At 58.9% G+C, this 15,286-nt stretch carries 16 protein-coding genes; 5 read left to right on the top strand and 11 right to left on the bottom strand.

What is annotated here, in order from left to right:
* Positions 1–79: 79 nt before the first annotated feature.
* The 3 genes from ACID345_RS22710 to ACID345_RS26025 form a co-directional block, all read right to left on the bottom strand.
* On the bottom strand, positions 80–568 hold the full coding sequence (locus ACID345_RS22710; protein WP_011525166.1) for a dual specificity protein phosphatase family protein: 489 nt from the start codon (positions 566–568) through the stop codon (positions 80–82).
* A gap of 37 nt (positions 569–605) precedes the next feature.
* A complete protein-coding gene (locus tag ACID345_RS22715) occupies positions 606–1,007 on the bottom strand; it encodes a hypothetical protein (protein ID WP_148210228.1) in 402 nt (133 codons plus the stop codon).
* A gap of 627 nt (positions 1,008–1,634) precedes the next feature.
* Positions 1,635–2,207, bottom strand: a complete 573-nt coding sequence (locus ACID345_RS26025) for a hypothetical protein (protein ID WP_148210229.1) — start codon at positions 2,205–2,207, stop codon at positions 1,635–1,637.
* A gap of 715 nt (positions 2,208–2,922) precedes the next feature.
* On the opposite strand from ACID345_RS26025, the gene ACID345_RS22730 reads away from it, so the two are divergent.
* Positions 2,923–3,639: a hypothetical protein gene (locus ACID345_RS22730; protein WP_011525169.1), complete on the top strand. Its 717-nt coding sequence runs from the start codon at positions 2,923–2,925 to the stop codon at positions 3,637–3,639.
* A 102-nt stretch (positions 3,640–3,741) separates the two neighbouring features.
* Positions 3,742–4,950 (top strand): lipase family alpha/beta hydrolase, encoded by a 1,209-nt coding sequence (locus ACID345_RS22735; protein WP_041856009.1) that lies wholly within the window; start codon positions 3,742–3,744, stop codon positions 4,948–4,950.
* A 31-nt stretch (positions 4,951–4,981) separates the two neighbouring features.
* Here the strand turns inward: ACID345_RS22735 and ACID345_RS22740 are convergent, their stop codons facing one another.
* On the bottom strand, positions 4,982–5,377 hold the full coding sequence (locus ACID345_RS22740) for a hypothetical protein (RefSeq protein WP_011525171.1): 396 nt from the start codon (positions 5,375–5,377) through the stop codon (positions 4,982–4,984).
* A 98-nt stretch (positions 5,378–5,475) separates the two neighbouring features.
* Between ACID345_RS22740 and ACID345_RS22745 the strand changes: the two genes are divergently transcribed.
* A complete protein-coding gene (locus tag ACID345_RS22745; protein ID WP_011525172.1) occupies positions 5,476–5,688 on the top strand; it encodes a hypothetical protein in 213 nt (70 codons plus the stop codon).
* Positions 5,689–5,744: 56 nt separating this feature from the next.
* Here ACID345_RS22745 and ACID345_RS22750 read toward each other — a convergent pair whose 3' ends face one another.
* The 6 genes from ACID345_RS22750 to ACID345_RS22775 form a co-directional block, all read right to left on the bottom strand.
* Positions 5,745–7,058, bottom strand: coding sequence for an ABC transporter permease (locus tag ACID345_RS22750; RefSeq protein ID WP_011525173.1), 1,314 nt, complete (start codon positions 7,056–7,058; stop codon positions 5,745–5,747).
* On the bottom strand, positions 7,059–8,294 hold the full coding sequence (locus tag ACID345_RS22755; RefSeq protein ID WP_011525174.1) for an ABC transporter permease: 1,236 nt from the start codon (positions 8,292–8,294) through the stop codon (positions 7,059–7,061).
* A gap of 209 nt (positions 8,295–8,503) precedes the next feature.
* Complete coding sequence (locus ACID345_RS22760) at positions 8,504–9,997, bottom strand: glycosyltransferase family 87 protein (RefSeq protein WP_011525175.1); 1,494 nt, start codon at positions 9,995–9,997, stop codon at positions 8,504–8,506.
* Between the two features lie 60 nt (positions 9,998–10,057).
* Positions 10,058–10,438, bottom strand: a complete 381-nt coding sequence (locus tag ACID345_RS22765) for a hypothetical protein (protein ID WP_148210230.1) — start codon at positions 10,436–10,438, stop codon at positions 10,058–10,060.
* Between the two features lie 9 nt (positions 10,439–10,447).
* Complete coding sequence (locus ACID345_RS22770) at positions 10,448–13,150, bottom strand: tetratricopeptide repeat protein (RefSeq protein ID WP_011525177.1); 2,703 nt, start codon at positions 13,148–13,150, stop codon at positions 10,448–10,450.
* A gap of 512 nt (positions 13,151–13,662) precedes the next feature.
* Positions 13,663–14,061, bottom strand: a complete 399-nt coding sequence (locus ACID345_RS22775; protein ID WP_041856011.1) for a hypothetical protein — start codon at positions 14,059–14,061, stop codon at positions 13,663–13,665.
* Positions 14,062–14,193: 132 nt separating this feature from the next.
* Here ACID345_RS22775 and ACID345_RS26740 point away from each other — a divergent pair, with 132 nt between their 5' ends.
* The gene (locus ACID345_RS26740) at positions 14,194–14,388 is read left to right on the top strand and encodes a hypothetical protein (RefSeq protein ID WP_148210231.1); all 195 of its coding nucleotides are present in this window, start codon (positions 14,194–14,196) and stop codon (positions 14,386–14,388) included.
* A 187-nt stretch (positions 14,389–14,575) separates the two neighbouring features.
* Here ACID345_RS26740 and ACID345_RS22780 read toward each other — a convergent pair whose 3' ends face one another.
* A complete protein-coding gene (locus ACID345_RS22780; RefSeq protein ID WP_011525179.1) occupies positions 14,576–15,010 on the bottom strand; it encodes a hypothetical protein in 435 nt (144 codons plus the stop codon).
* Between the two features lie 61 nt (positions 15,011–15,071).
* Here ACID345_RS22780 and ACID345_RS27130 point away from each other — a divergent pair, with 61 nt between their 5' ends.
* On the top strand, positions 15,072–15,239 hold the full coding sequence (locus tag ACID345_RS27130) for a hypothetical protein (protein ID WP_187148896.1): 168 nt from the start codon (positions 15,072–15,074) through the stop codon (positions 15,237–15,239).
* The last annotated feature ends 47 nt before the right edge of the window (positions 15,240–15,286 follow it).

The following is a 15,286-nucleotide window of genomic DNA, read 5'->3' on the forward strand; positions in this document are numbered from 1 at the left end:
AAAAAAGCGAAGCCCGGCATTTTTGCCGGGCTTCGCACAGGAGGTACTCGCTCCCTACGTCACGTTTGGGTGCCTCACTCTATCGCCGCTTTTTGGCGATAGGGTGGGGGTTTTTCTCAACCAACTTTTTCTCCCACGTCTTCACAAACCGCTCCACGCTCTGCACGTACACGTCCGCGAAGTCCACCACGTAACGGCGGCCCTGGATCAACTCCATCGCGTCTTCCAGTTCCCATCCCGTCGCGCGCATCACTGCCAGCGCCATCATCGGCGCCCGATGCACTCCCGCTGCGCAATGGATGAACACTTTCGCGTCGTTGTATTCGAACGCCGCAAGCGCAAACTTTACCCCGCGCTCCAGCAGCTCATACGGCTTCGGCTTGAAGTCATCGTCCGTCGGGTTCCACAGCACCGCGACGCCCGCTTCGCGTCCCAGCGCCGTGTCGTCGAACTCAATCTGCATGTCGATCACGTGGGTCACACCCTGGCGCACCAGCTCGGCCATCTTCTCCGAGACCCAGATCCCGCCCCCCACCGCTACCCGGTCTGTTACCCAAGTTATGTCCATGTACTTTTCTTCGATGCACTTTTATTCTACCCCGCACCTACTCGTCGGACTTCGCAGGTTCATCCGCTCCCAAATCCTCTTCGCGGAATTTCTTCAGCAGAGCCTGCAAGACTGACTTCTTCCTGATCGGCTTCGCCAGCGGCGTCCGAATGTCCGACACCCCGGACCAATCCAGCACAAACTTCGCGCAACTGTAGTTCCCACTCTTCGCCGACTCGCAATTCCCGTCGAGAATGTTCTCTACCTTCTGCAACACCCGCAACTGCGCCCGACGAACCCGCTCCCTTGGCGTCAGCAAACGTCCGTTCTCATCGTGCGAGTAGTCGTCGTCGGCTGGCCGCCGATTACATCCCTCGCAGGGTTTCTTCGGCGGTTTTTTCTCTTCTCCCCGGGGCTTCGCCTCCGTATTCGTTTTTTTCGACTTCGCCTGGATTCTCATCTCCGCTTCTCGAACCAGTTCGTCGTACCTGCCGGATGCTTTCAACTCCGCAATTTCCAACCTGCTGTAAAACCTTCCTTCCGGCTTTCTCAATCGAAAGCTCGGCCCATTTCTCTCTGCCATCTCACCCCCAATTCCGTGTCCGGCTGCGTTCCCACCCATCGCAACGCACCCTAACCGGCGATCGCCACGCAGCGCACCACCGCCACGCTTTCTCCGGGATGCCCAGTCCCGCAGTTCCACCGCCGTCGCAGCCGGACACGGTTCCCGCGCTGCCCACCAAATAAAAAGCCCGGCGTCTTCGCCGAGCTTTCACTGCAAATAAAGATCGGGGCTTTCGCCCCTCCGTCTTCGCCGCCGCTTCTTACTGCGGCGTCTCGTTTCACTCTATCTAAGTTCAGAATATCAACTCAGAGGGGGTAAACCGGACACTTTTTTGAAATTTATTTCTCCGTTTGTTTCAGCAGCTTGCAAAGAAAACCGCCAAAAATGCCTCTTGACAACAATTTTTGTCACTCGGGGAAATTCCTACCAAGGTGGTACAAATTGCGCCCTTTGTGGGAAGTGTTTTTCAAACTACAAAGAAAAGGGGCGCATGCTCGCGCCCCTCGATCACTTCCAGACGCCCTACGCAAACGCCAATACTTTTGCTTTCGCCGGCACGCCTTCCGACCCACACCCTTTCTTTGGAGGCAGGACGTGCTCGAGTGACCACGCATTTCGTCGCAACACCGGACAGCCCTCGAACCATCCTTCTCGAGCCAATTCGTCTCCGATCCAGTCCATCGGCTCGATCAAACGAAAGCGCAGCAGGATCTCACTCATCTCATCAATCGCGTCGCAATAGATCCGCCGCGCACTGCGTTCTTCGCATCCGATCCGCCTCGCAGACTCCTCCTTCGAGTATTCCTCAAAGATGTTCAGGACGATGAACCGCCGCGCCGTTTCCCCCAAACGCTCCAGGCATTTTCCGAAGTCGGTCACGAAAATCACCAACTCCTCGAAACCGGTCACCTTATAGCTGGTTACCTTGGCCCGGAACATTTCTCCGCCCAGCACTGACGGCAAGCGCCCCAGATCCAGCGAGACAGTTAAGTATTTCTGCAACAATGCAACTGTCTCGTACCGGTACTGGAACAGCTCCGAGCGGAACGCCTGGGCATCCCTCTCGCTCACTCGCCCCGTCAGCACGCTTGCCATCCTGAGCGAAGCGTGCGCAGTACGCGTAGTCGAAGGACTCCTATCCTCACGATCCGGTTCTCTCATCGCGCACCTCCCGCCAACCCGCACAACTGCTTCTCCTCCGGACGAAACTCCGAAGGCGCCAGGAACACCCGCGCCATCTCCCGGGTACATCCCGCGCAATAAACCTGCTGACTTCCCTCTTGCCGCAGTCCTAAAGTGCCGCAGCGTTCGCAATATTTCATTTCCAAATGTTGCATTTCCATGAATGGTCCCTTTTCCTGCATGTAATGATCTTTAAAAAGACAGGGCTCCCCAGAAACCCCTATCCGCTGTAGTAAAACAGTTAACGTTTTTCGCAACTTTCTCACTGCACGTTTTTCTCCGCGTCTGCTACGATGGGCCGCAATTCCCCCAGTGAGGCTCTATGCTCGTCCCCTTTTACGTTGCGCACATCGTTTGTCTTCTTCCACCGGGATGACCTTCGTCCTCCCTCACTTCCTCCTTCCCCCCAGATGTTCACCGTCTAGCCATCCGCAGGCTCGCCTCTTTCGCAGGCCTGCCGATGTCTCTATTGCCGGCATCGGTCGCTGATACGCAGCAATCCGTGTGCGGCACGAAGGTTTGTCTCTGAACCTGATGGCACCTTAGCTCGCCTTGTCGCAGGTAACAAGGGTTGGCTAATACCGTCGGATGTGACTGCAATCACCTTTTTTAGCTGGGAGCTATAGCAATGTTGGGATTTCTTGAATTACAGGAACAATTGCGCAGGTTACTTCGGTCACGCATCGATCAGGGAGAACTCACCGGGATGATGCTCGCGGAGAAAACCGGCTTCCGCCAAGCGCATATCTCCAACTTCCTGAACCACAAGCGCGGCCTCTCCTTCGACGCCGTCGACCGCATCCTCGCCGCCGAGGACCTCTCCGTGCTCGATCTGGTTCCCGCCGACGACATCAACAGCCGCGCTTCCATCCCACCGCCGCCGGAGGATGAGTACGCCAACATCCTGCTCGTCTCGCCGCAGCGCGCCTTTCAGCCGCAGGTGCATGCGCGCGAAGTTCTGGAGGTGCTGAAGTTCAAGCAAACCTTCCTGCGGCGGATGAAGGCCGAACCCTCGCGCCAGCGCGCGACCTGGCTTCGCTTCGTGATGATGAAGACCAGCCGCGCCTGCACGGAGGCGATGTCTCCGCGCGTCGGCCCGGGATGCACCGTGCTCCTCGACCGCCACTACAACTCGCTCACCGCCTATCGCAAGGGAGAGAAAACCATGTACGCGATTCGCGTCGGAGGCGACACCATCGTCCGATACGCGCACCGCGATGACGACATGCTGGTCCTCGAACCCGAGTCTCGCGACGCGCGCACCCGCATCCTCCACATCCCCTCCGACTTGACTGCCGAAGACCTGATCGTCGGCCGCGTCGCCTATGTCAGCATGGAGACCTAGCCGCAGCGTGAGCCCGTGCTGGAATCGCCCGCCGGCTTGCGCCGGTCATTGACGCCCGGCGCCTGAAGAGCCTATGCTGCATTGCAGCAATTGAATACCGCTATGCCTGAACCGCTTTCTCTTGACACCGCAGATTTGCTGGCGCTCGGCCGTTTGGCCACCCGCGGAGTTTCCGGAGTAACCGATGTGGTGGAAGATGTGCACTCCCATGTTGCCTTTCCCTGCGCTCAGCTGCGGCCGCCTGCTTCGACAGGGTTTCCTACCGGCATTCCTTCGCTGGTCTACAACAGCATCCGCGCTGTAACCGGGCTTGTTGACAGCAGCCTTGCGGTCGCTGCCGAGCACGCCTCGCCTTCGCCCAGGGGAAGAGTGTCGTCAGGACGAGAGGCGCTGGTCGCAACGCTCAATGGCGTCTTCGGGGACTACCTCGAGCAAACCAGGAATCACCTCGCCATCTCCATGGCGGTTCGTCCCCACGGAAAATCGATTGCGATGCGACGTGTGGCGCTAAAGGCCGCGTTTCCCAAGCCGTCCGAACGGGTTCTGCTGCTGGTCCACGGCCTGTGCATGAACGATCTGCAATGGAAGCGGGAGAGACACGATCACGGGGCGGCGTTGGACCGCGATCTCGGCTACACCCCGGTATACCTGCATTACAACAGTGGCTTACACGTTTCTCAGAACGGCCGGTCGCTCGCTGATTTGCTGGAGGCGCTCCTCGCCCAGTGGCCCGTGCCGGTGAAGGAACTATCGATCCTGGGGCACAGCATGGGAGGCCTCGTAGCCCGCAGCGCCTGCTTCTATGCTGCGGAGGCGCGCCACGGTTGGCTTGCGCGCTTACGAAGGCTCGTGTTCCTCGGGAGCCCGCATCACGGCGTGCCTCTCGAACGGTTGGGGAGCTTCGCAGACGAAGTCCTTGAAATGAGCCCTTATAGCGCGCCGTTCGCACGTCTCGGAAAAATCAGGAGCAGTGGGGTTACTGATATGCGGTACGGCAATCTGGTGGACGCCGACTGGCTAGGACGCGAACGTTTCACGGCTTCGGCGGACAGCCGTGCCCCTTTGCCGCTGCCAGCCGGCGTGGAAAGCTACGCGATCGCTGCCATCAGCGCGAAGAAAACTCAAATCTCGGATCCGGACGTCATCGGAGACGGCCTGGTGCCGCTGAACAGTGCACTTGGCCGCCATCGCAATTCCGCCATGGATCTCGGACTCACTGAATCGCACACCAGGATCTGCTACGGCATGAACCATTGGGATTTGCTCTCTCGTCGCGCCGTCTACGAGACCATTCGGCGCTGGCTCGATTGAGCATCCTGAGTTCACTCATCCCGCACCGGAATTACTCGATCTTTTGTAGCCTCGGCGGATCGACGATGTTCAAGTACTCGTAGGCTTCCTGCATCGACCGCACGATGCGCAACCGGTCGCGCGATTCGCCGCCGAGCATCTGGTACATGCGCGCCATGCCGAACAGGTAGTCTTCATTGACCACGATGCAGCGATCGCTGTCGTCCGGAAACATTGGTGGGTGTTCGGCCAGCGACTTTACGATCTCTGGGGAAGCGTTGAAGGATGCGATCTGGGTGCCGTCGAGAATGCCGCGCTCGAGCGCATGGGTCATCGAGAGCCGGCGGGCCGCGCGAAACGCGTTCACCAGGTCAGGGTCCCGCACCTCTCCCGTGAATGTAATCAACAGGAGCTTGGACTCCGGGTCGTATTCGAAGCGCGCTGCCATCCCGTGTGGTGCGGGTAATTGTATCTCCGATTTGCTGCCCGTCAATGCGGCGCCGCCGCTGCTAAAATTCTTCTGTAGATTCTTGGAGGCACCAAACCATGGACCAACCGCCCGTCCCGGCCGCCGGCCAGCGTCGCAACGAAGATATCGCCCTCGACATGATGAAGTTCATCGCCGTCACCACCGGCTACGGCAAAGCCGGTTCCGCCAGCGCCGGCTTCCAGGGCGGTACCCCGTCCCTGGCCGACGATTACGCCAAGCACCTCATCGACCTCTACAAACAGTGCCTCGCGGCGATACCGGGGAAATAAGCGCGCAAACGAAAAGGCACGGCGCGCGCCGTGCCTTTGTTTCATCGTGAACCGAGCTACTCGTAGCGCAGCGCTTCCACCGGATCCAGTCTTGCTGCTTTCACTGCTGGATACATCCCGAAGAACAATCCCACGCTCATTGCGACGGCGACTCCGCTGATGACCGCCCATAGCGGGACCGAGGTGCTTAGCGTGGTGAAGATCATGCTGATCCCCTTGGCGCCGAGCATGCCGAAAATTACGCCGACCACGCCGCCCGCACCGGTGAGCACGATGGCTTCAGTGAGGAACTGGCGGATGATATCGCCCTTCTTCGCGCCGATGGCTTTACGCACGCCGATCTCGTGGGTGCGTTCCGTCACCGACATCAGCATGATGTTCATTACGCCCACGCCGCCTACGAGCAGGCCGATCGACGACACTACGATGGTCATCAGGAACGTCATCGACATGATCTGCCGGAACTGATCGGCGATTGCATCCGCGCTATCGATGCCGAAGTTGTTGGGCTGGTTCGGCGGAACGCGGCGCCGCACGCGCAGCACGTTGGTCACTTCATCCTGGGCCTGCGCCATCTTGCCGGGGAATGCCATTGCGGCAATGAAGCCTTCGTGGTCCTGGGGATGGTGCTTCTGATAAGTCCGGTACGGGACTTTTGCGATCTTGTCCTGGCTGTCGTCGCTGATGAGGTATTGCTTGCGCTTTTCCAGTACGCCCACGATGGTGTAGTTGATGCCGTCAATCAGGATGTTCTTGCCAATCGCATCGTGTCCGGGAAAGAGCGCATCCTCAATGCCGGCGCCGATCACGACTACGTCGGCGCGATGCTCATTCTCGGCATCGGTGAACCAGCGGCCTTCCTGGGTCGGCGCGTTGTGCACTACCTCGTAGGTAGGCAGCGTACCCGAGTGGTCGATGCTGAAGACCTCGTGGCCGCCCGAGCGCGCTGTGATATTGCGCGGATTGCTCCACCAGTCCTGGAAGATCTCGACATCCACTTCCGCCACCGACGGGCAAAGTTCCTTGATCGCCTCGCCGTCTTCCAGCGTGAGTACCTTGCGCTGGCGTTCTTCCGCGCTCAACCGGCCGGTGTGGATGCCAGGGTTGAATCGTTGAATGAACAGCGTGTTCGCGCCAAAGGACTCCAGCATCTCGCGCATGCTGGAATCGAAGCCCACAAGGATGGAGGCAACGAAGATCTGCGCCGCCACGCCGATGACCACGCCGAGCACGGTCAGGAACGAGCGCATTTTGTGGTTGCGCAGGGTGTCGAACGCCATGCGCGCATTTTCGCCGAAGCCGAACCGCTTCCAGCGGGCGCCGAGGGTTACATGAGGCTGCGCGTTCGATGCAATCGTTGGGGTCGCCATTTATGCCTCGAACCGCAAGGCCTCGATCGGATCGAGGCGCGCCGCCTTGCGCGCGGGATAGACGCCAAAGAACATGCCGACGGCACTCGAGATGCCGATGGCCAGGACCACGGAATAGATTGGTACCGACATCGGCACCGGGGTAAACCACTTCACCAGCATCGCCAGGCACCAGGCAATGAACAACCCGGCCACGCCGCCGATCCCCGACATCACTACCGACTCGATCATGATCTGGAGCACGATGTCCGCCTTGCGCGCGCCCAGCGATTTGCGAATACCGATTTCACGCGTGCGTTCGGTGACCGAGGCCAGCATCACGTTCATGATCACGATGCCGCCGATCAGCATGAACACCGAAACCAATCCGACCATGCCGCTCGCCAGCGTACCGGTCAGGTTCTTCCACAAACTCATCAGCGAATCGGAGCCGACGATGCCAAATGTGTCCGGATCGTTGGGGCCGAGATGCCGGTTGGCACGCATCAGCATGCGCGCCTCGTCCTGGCTGCGCTCCATCCATTCCTGGCCGCGTGCCTGCACCAGCACGCTGATGGACTGGGTGTTCTCACCGTAGACTTTCAGGAAGGTGTGGATCGGCACGTAAATGAAGTTGTCCTGCGACTGGCCGAATGCGGTGCCAATTGATTTCGCCACGCCGATCACGGTAAATTCGTGGCCATCCACCATCAAAGGCTTGTTCAGCGGGTCCTGGCCGGGGAAAAGCTTGTCCGCCACCTCGGAGCCGATAAAGGCAACTTCCGCGCGATGCTCGTCGTCGCTATCGGTGGGCCATCGGCCGTTGGCAACTTCTTCCGTCGCCATGTAGGCGTAGTTGCCGGTCATGCCGTTCACGCTCACGTCTTCCAGCGACTGGTTCCCCACGCGAACTTTGCTGCCGTGGTTGTGGACCGATCCGGCAACCGCTTTCGGAAGCGTCAGATTGTCGCGCAACAATTCGTAGTCTTCCCACGTCATCTTGCGGTTCGTCCGCTGCGCTTTTACCCACGCTTCTTCGCTATTGATGATCCCGAAGCGGTTCACGCGGAATACGCCCGCACCCATGTTCGCGACCTTGTCGGCGAAGTAGACGTTCACGCCGTTCACGAGCGAGATGACCAGGATCAGCGTCATGACGGAGAGGATGACGCCGAGCAGCATGAGAAACGAGCGCAGTTTGTGCGACCGCATGGTCTCAAGCGCAATCAGCGTCGGTTCTTTGAAATTGATCTTCATGCTGGTGAGTTCGTGCAGGGGCTAAAGCCCCACCGCTATCCGTAGCCTTTCGGCACGACTAAAGTCGTGCCCTGATACAAAGCCGGCTCGATCCGAATTTCAGCAGCCTGGTAAAGTCGTGCCCTGATACAAAGCCGCTTCGATCCGAATTTCAGCAGCCTGGTAAAGTCGTGCCCTGATACAAACCGGATGCCGCTAAAAACCGTCAACTACTCTATTCTACAGACGTAAATGCCATCTTTCTGATAGGGGCAAGCGCTTAGTCCCATCGAATGATCGGCGATGACCCAATCGGCACCGAACCGCTGCCGCAAGTGTAAAACTTCGTCACGTCCGAAGCTGGCAAATCCGTCCTGCGCATGCACTTGTTCCTGCCACTTGGGCGCCAAAGCCGGGAACAGGCATATAACGCCGGGGTCTTTGTCCCAATCGGCAAGAGCGCCGCGTTCAGCCAGGCCGCGGAAGCCATGTTCGTCCTCGCCGCGCTGCATCATGTAGCGCGGATCGAGGGCAAAGTATGCCTCCCGGGGCGTGTTCTCTCTTATCCATACGAAAGCTCTCACCCAGCGGTTCCCGGTATCTCGGCCGGGCCACTCGATGTGGCGCGTTCCGGGAAACAGGTCGCGCTGGGCATAAAACATGCCGATCGACGTCCCAATCAGCAGGACCGCATAGAGCCATACCTGCGCCCGCAGCACACGTTCGAAGATCAGCCCGCCGAGAATCAGAAAGAAGAGCAAATAGATGAGGTGAAAGCCGCGCATCGGCTGGTACGGCGTCAGGCGCTCAAGGCGTTGCGGGATGGTGACGATCAGCCCGACCACAAAACAAAAGCCGCCGTAATAGACCAGCGACTTGCAGAGCGTGGTGCGGAACGAAGTCGCATCGTCCTGCCGCCAACTGCGTTCGGTCATCGAGGCGATCATCCATAGGATCACCAGCGGCCCGAAGATTCCCAGCCACTCATACCACGCCCACTTCAGCAGGAAGTGTTGCGAACGGGTGAGCATCGCCTCACGCCATGCCGGTGAGCCCGGCTCGAACAGTGTCGCCAGCGGCAACCCGAAGAATATGGCGCGTCCGCGCAGCGAGCCGAACACGGTCGGCCACGCGAGGAAGACGAGAAACAGTCCTCCGAAGAATGCCATCTGGATGTGCACCAGCGCGGCAAGGAAGATCATTACCGTCGCACGCAGCCAGCGGCGGTCCATGACGTCGGGGATCGCGAAGAGGATGAAAGCCGTCGCCAGAGTGCGCGGGTGCAGGTACTGGTCCACGATGTACAGCGCCGTGCCGGTGACTGGAATAGTTAAGAGAACCGTTAACAATGCCAGCCCAGCCCAGGCCTGCCGCTCGCGCTCAAAGCATCTGCGCGCAATGCGTAGCGCCGCCGCTAGAAACAGGAAGATCGAAAGCAGATGCCAAAGAAACACCGAGCCTTCCACGCCCAGGTGCATGAACTTCGACGAGTAGGCAGCAATCTCATCAATCAGGGTCGGCCGAACTTGCGGCAGAAAAAACTCGGCATCATGCGGATACAGCGCCGGATTCAGATCGAACTTCACCCCCGGCAAGTAAATCGCCTGGTCCTCAATGCCGAGGTGATACCCGTGGATCGATAACGCCGCGAAAGTAAAAAGGGCCAGCCAAAGAAAATCGCGCGCGCGAAAGCGTCTGCGCTCCTGGCTGTGGGATAAGGGCATAGTTTGAATGTAGGGGAATGCAGAGGGGGAAGGCAAATGGACGGGAGAGAAGCGCTTCTTCTACTCTTCCGAGTAGTGCACGGCTTCCCAGATTCCGATCCACAGGTCTACCAGGCCCAGGCCTGAGAACAGGCCGCGGACGAAGAAGTGGCCCAGGAATGCGCGGAGCGCGGGGAACTTCATGACTAGCGGGTTGGACATCCACACCTGTTTCCAGGGTAGGACGGCCAGCATGATGCCGACTTCCATGCAGAAGACGACGAAGATGATGAGGCCGAGGCGGCGCGGCCATACCCGTTTCCTGTCCGGATCGGCGGAAACGTTCGGGCGCACGTAGGCCAATACCGGCCCGGGACGGCTGTTTCCTAAAGGATCGGCGGCGCCCAAATTTGCGTTCCCTTGCTCGCGGGGTTGACCCGGATCTCCAGCCGTAGGCTCCATGTTTCGATTCTACGACCTGACACCTTTGATGCGCTCTGCCACGTCCCGGTAGTCGATATTTACGCCGTAGACCTCCATGAAATGCTGGAGGGCCTGCGGCCTATTGCCTGCGGCTTCGTAGGCGGAACCGAGTTCGTAGTGGATCGCGGTGCGAGTTTCCTGGTCCGGCGCGATGGTCAGCGCCTTCTCGTACCAGCGATACGCGGCATCAGGAACGCCCTTTTCGATGAGGCAATGCGCCAGCCAGGTGTATGCCTGGAACGCCTGGGAGAACGGCACGCCATGGTCAACCGCCTGGCAAACTTTTTGCAGTTCGCCGATGGCTTCGTCCATCAGGCCCATTTCCTTGAAGGCCATGCCGAGGTTGTAGTGGGTATCGGGATCGCCGTAATCGGCGGCGCCCTCTTCCACATCTTCTTTGAATTCCGCGAAGAGGTCGCCCAGCATGTCGCTGGCGCCGGGATCGGCAAACAGGTCCACGGCCGGAAGTTCTTCGGCGACGGGCGCAGGCGCCGAGGCAGCCGCGGCAACCTGCGGACGCACCGCAGGCGGCGGAGCCGGCGGAGGTGGAGTGGGCCGCGATGTTGCAGCCGCAGGCTTCGACGGAGCCGCTGCAGCAGGTTTCGCCGGTGCACCGGCCACGTTGAAGTCGTCGCCGAGCGCGTCTTCAAGGTCGCTGACGAAACCGCCCATGCCTTGTTCGGCGGGAGGCTTCGCGGCAACCGTCTGCGTGTCGTCGAGCGAAAGCACGTGATCTTCGTCTGCCTGTACTGCGGCAGGAGAGGCCAGTTTCGCCTTCCACTCGCGCAGCTTGGAGAACGCGGGAGCAATCGCTTCAAGCTTCTTAATTGCGACCTTGGCCTCATCCACCATGCCCTGGCCAAGATAGAACTGGATCTCTTCGACGAGTTCCTGCGGGGCGCCTTCGACGGTCTTCACGGGCTCGTCGGTGTGCGTCTCCCAGTCATCGGAGATATCGATCTCCTGATTGGTGGACGCAGCAACTGCGAACTCCGGCAGGTTGGCGTCTGCAGCAGGCGTTTCCACTTCGATCTCGAAGGTGTGTTCGACGGTGGCAGGCGCGGCCGGGGCAGGCGCAGCGGCTTTGGGCTCCGGCAGCCACGGCGTGATGTCTACGAACGGAATCGGGATGCCGGCCTGTCCCGCGTACTTCAACGCGAGCGAGGCAAATTCCTTGGCGCGGTCGGGATGTCCGTAGTGCTCGAACATCTTCTGAAGGATCACGCAGCAGCGCGAGGCGTCCTTAGGACGGTTCGCCTTACGATATAAGCCCGCGAGGCGCTGGTTGAGGCGCACATCGCCCGGCGCTTTCGGCAGCACCGCTTCGAGCGGCGCAATGGATTTCGCCGGCAGGTTGTAGGAATCGAAGAGCTCGCTGTCGGTGAGCGCTGCGCGCACGGCGGCCTCGACGTCGGGCGCCCATTCCTGTTCGATCTCGGCGGAGGTGCTGTCGAGCTCTTCCACCATCATCGGCGCATTGGCTTGTTCCTTCGCCAGTGGCTTGGAGAGCGGATCGTCGCCCAGCTTCGCCGAGAGCTGGCGATAGTTCTGCGCATGGACCGGGTTCTCGGGCTCCAGCTCTGCCAGTTCGCGATAGATGTCGCGGGCGCGCTTGAGGTCGCCCTTCTGCACCAACGCATGCGCCAGCAGTTCGCTGATCTCGTTGAGATACGCCTTCTGGCCGAGCTTGATGAAGAGCTTGCGCAGCAGGTCGAGCGCGGTGGCATCGTCCTTCACGCGGCCAATGCAGTTGTGCAGCATCTCGGCGGTACCACTGTCGTTGGCAGCGACGAGACGATCGGCGAATTCGTCGAGCAGCTTGAGCGCCGGCAGGAACTTGCCGTTTTGCATCAGCGCATCGACGGTTACCGCGATGCCCCAGATGTCCTTGTAGTGGATGAGCAGGGTGCGCGCCTGGCGCTCGGCGTCGGCGAGACGATTCGCTTTCAAATAAGCGCGGACGAGTTCTTTCAGTCCGTCGGGATTGGTTTCGAGGTCGGCGACTTGCTCGAGCCAGGTGATGGCCCCGGCGGCGTCGCCGCCCTCCATCGAGATCTGGCCGCGCAGCATCAACGCGCGCGAGTTGTGGGGATCGAGGGCGAGAACGCGTCCGAGCGCTTCATCGGCCTGTGGCAGCGAGCCGCGGGCATAGAGCGAGTCGGCGCTGCGGAAGAACATATTGCGCGCTTCATCTTTATTTCCGACCTTCTCGTAGAGGTCAGCCAGCTTGTTCTGCATCGTGGTGTTCTCGGGATCGAGTTCGAGAACACGCTGGAAGATGCGGGCGGCATCCTGGAGCTGGTTGCTGCGCATGAATTGGTCGGCAACAACGAGGTACTGCTGGCGCGCGTCGGAGTAAAGGCCCTGCTGGGTATAAAGCTCGGCGAGGCGCTGCACGCAGTCATAGGCCTGCGGATTCAGCTTCGTCAGCTTCTTGTACATGGCGATGGCTTTTACGGTGAAGCCGTCGGAGGAATAGCGATCGCCCACTCGCCTGAAGTAGTCGGTGGCCTGTTCCACGTGCCCCACGCGAGCGTAGAGGTCGCCGATGGTGTTGAGCACCGTCAGGTCCTTGGGGTCCGCCTTGGTGATCTTCTCGTACTCAGTGATCGCGTTCTGCAGCTTGCCTTGCTGCACGTAACGCTCGGCGTTCGCCAATACCTTGTTCTTGTTGAAACCAAAACCTAGCATGCGCGTGGGCTCCAGGCGATCGTCCCCGGTTTGCTTAACGTTCGAGCGCAAACGGGAGTGAGGATCAGGACAGTTTCCGCCAAACACCGAAGTGGTGCAAGAACAGACACACGGCGGTCAGGCCGTCTGTCCATCTCCGGCAACTCTGGCAATTTTACCTATGATAAGCCGTGCAACAAGAAAAGAGCATACCCGAGCGACCGAAAAATGACATTACGAAAGGACTTAGGAGGAAAACCGGGGGAAAGCGGCTAGGAGGGTTACGAGAGGACCGCTTGGAGGAGAGCGGATTGGGAGGATCGACGCGGCGACCGAGGCCAGAGACAGCCTTTGGGGGAACGGGGGTCGGTTCACGGGAGAGACACAGAGTCTCAGAGATTTCGAAGGATGCTCTGGGTTATGGGGAGATGCTGGTTGAAGGACTTGCAAAGGCTGAAACGGGGATATTGGCTGTGGGTAGGCCACTTCTTACGAGTGTTCATCGATGGGAAATTAGGGTGTGGTACGGGCTGTTACAGACAGCTATGTTCCCAGTACGTCAGCGTCCGATTCGTCAGTTCCATTCTCTGTCGAGAAGCATCCCTTAACTGATGGTATTTGCGGCGTCGCACCCAGTTTCCAACTTCGTCTGAATCGTACTCGATCACGCAGATCGAATTGGGAATGCAGTCGGTACCCCAATCGTTGAACGACAGGATTCTCGATTTCCGCCCTTGGTCATCGTACTCGTGCCTGTACAGACCATCCCCAAGCGGATCGCCTGCCGCTGTCAGACCCCAGGTCTCATGCACCCGGCCCATCTGATCGTACTTGGTAATCCACCGCTCGCTGAGTGAGCCGCTGAAGCCGTAATACTTCGAAATTTGCTGCGTGAGTGAGCTTTCCGAATACGCGAACTCTCGCTCGATCACTGGAACTCCGCTTGCAAGCGTCGTTCGTGATCGTGCCAGCCGCCCTTGCTCGAAGTGGTTTTCGCCACGCCGAACCATGCTCCCATCACAGTCGAGTCCTAGCCAACTGATGGGTCGCCCTTTGGAGTCGCATTGAAACTCACTGCTACCCGTTCTATTACCTTGCCCGTCAAAAAACTCGGTGCGGACGAGAGTGCCTGCGTCATCGAAACAACTCGACTCGATGCCAGTTACGGCACCATCGTTGTCGTAATGTGTTGTTCGGAGAACGTGACCTGCAGGATCGAAATCAACGTCGAAGGTCTGAAAATTGCGAAAACGCTTTAGTGCAGGATGGCAAGGCGTCCGCTGCTCGATTCGACGTACGCGGCCTTGAAGGTCAAACGTTTCATTCATTACCCATGGATGCGGCAGGAATTGGTAGCAACCATGTGCCGCTGTTGGTTAAGGGTAGCACCGGGCAGTGATTACCGTTGGCAAATCCCCTTACCGCCTTGCGGAAGATTGCTGTCATCTAACGCAACTTGGGCGATCTTGCTGCGACACGAAGGCACCAATCGGCAGTGAATCTGACTTCGAGTTGTTCGTGGTTCACCTGAGACGACGGCGCTGCGAGTTCGACCTTGATAGGTTCGTAAGAGGGCTTCGTCATCAGAATCACGTACTTTCCCGGCTTCTGTACCCCGAAATCGAATCCACCATCGGCATCCGTTCTTGCGGTTTGCAAGACCGCCTTGTCCCATGTGACCGCCTTATCGGATGTCTGCCGTGAGTTCTCCGTTAACACATGAAGTTCAAGAGTCGCCGCTTTGATCGGGTTATCGTCCAACGTTATGACACCGGCAATCCCGTCTGCATGAATTTCGCCGAATGGTACGTTGATCTGATAGCACGCCAACACCGTCGTCCTAAGCAACAACAGCAGCAATATTCGCCGTAAGAGGGGCATAGCCTCAGTATCATGTCATAGCTGTTGGAAGTCCCCTTACCACTCACAAACGAGGAATCCGATGACAGTTGAACTCACGAGAGACGAGTTGGGAATCATCAACAACGCTCTAAATGAGGTATGCAACGGCATACATTTGGAAGGCGAGTTCGATACGCGAATGGGATGCGACGTGGAGGAAGCCAGAACGCTGCTCGCCAAGATTCACGCCCTCGCTTCGGATTACTAGCGATAAATCGCCTTCTCACAAGTAATTTGGGTGACCCAAAATAGATA

Source organism: Candidatus Koribacter versatilis Ellin345 (assembly GCF_000014005.1).
Classification (GTDB): Bacteria; Acidobacteriota; Terriglobia; order Terriglobales; family Acidobacteriaceae; genus Korobacter; species Korobacter versatilis_A.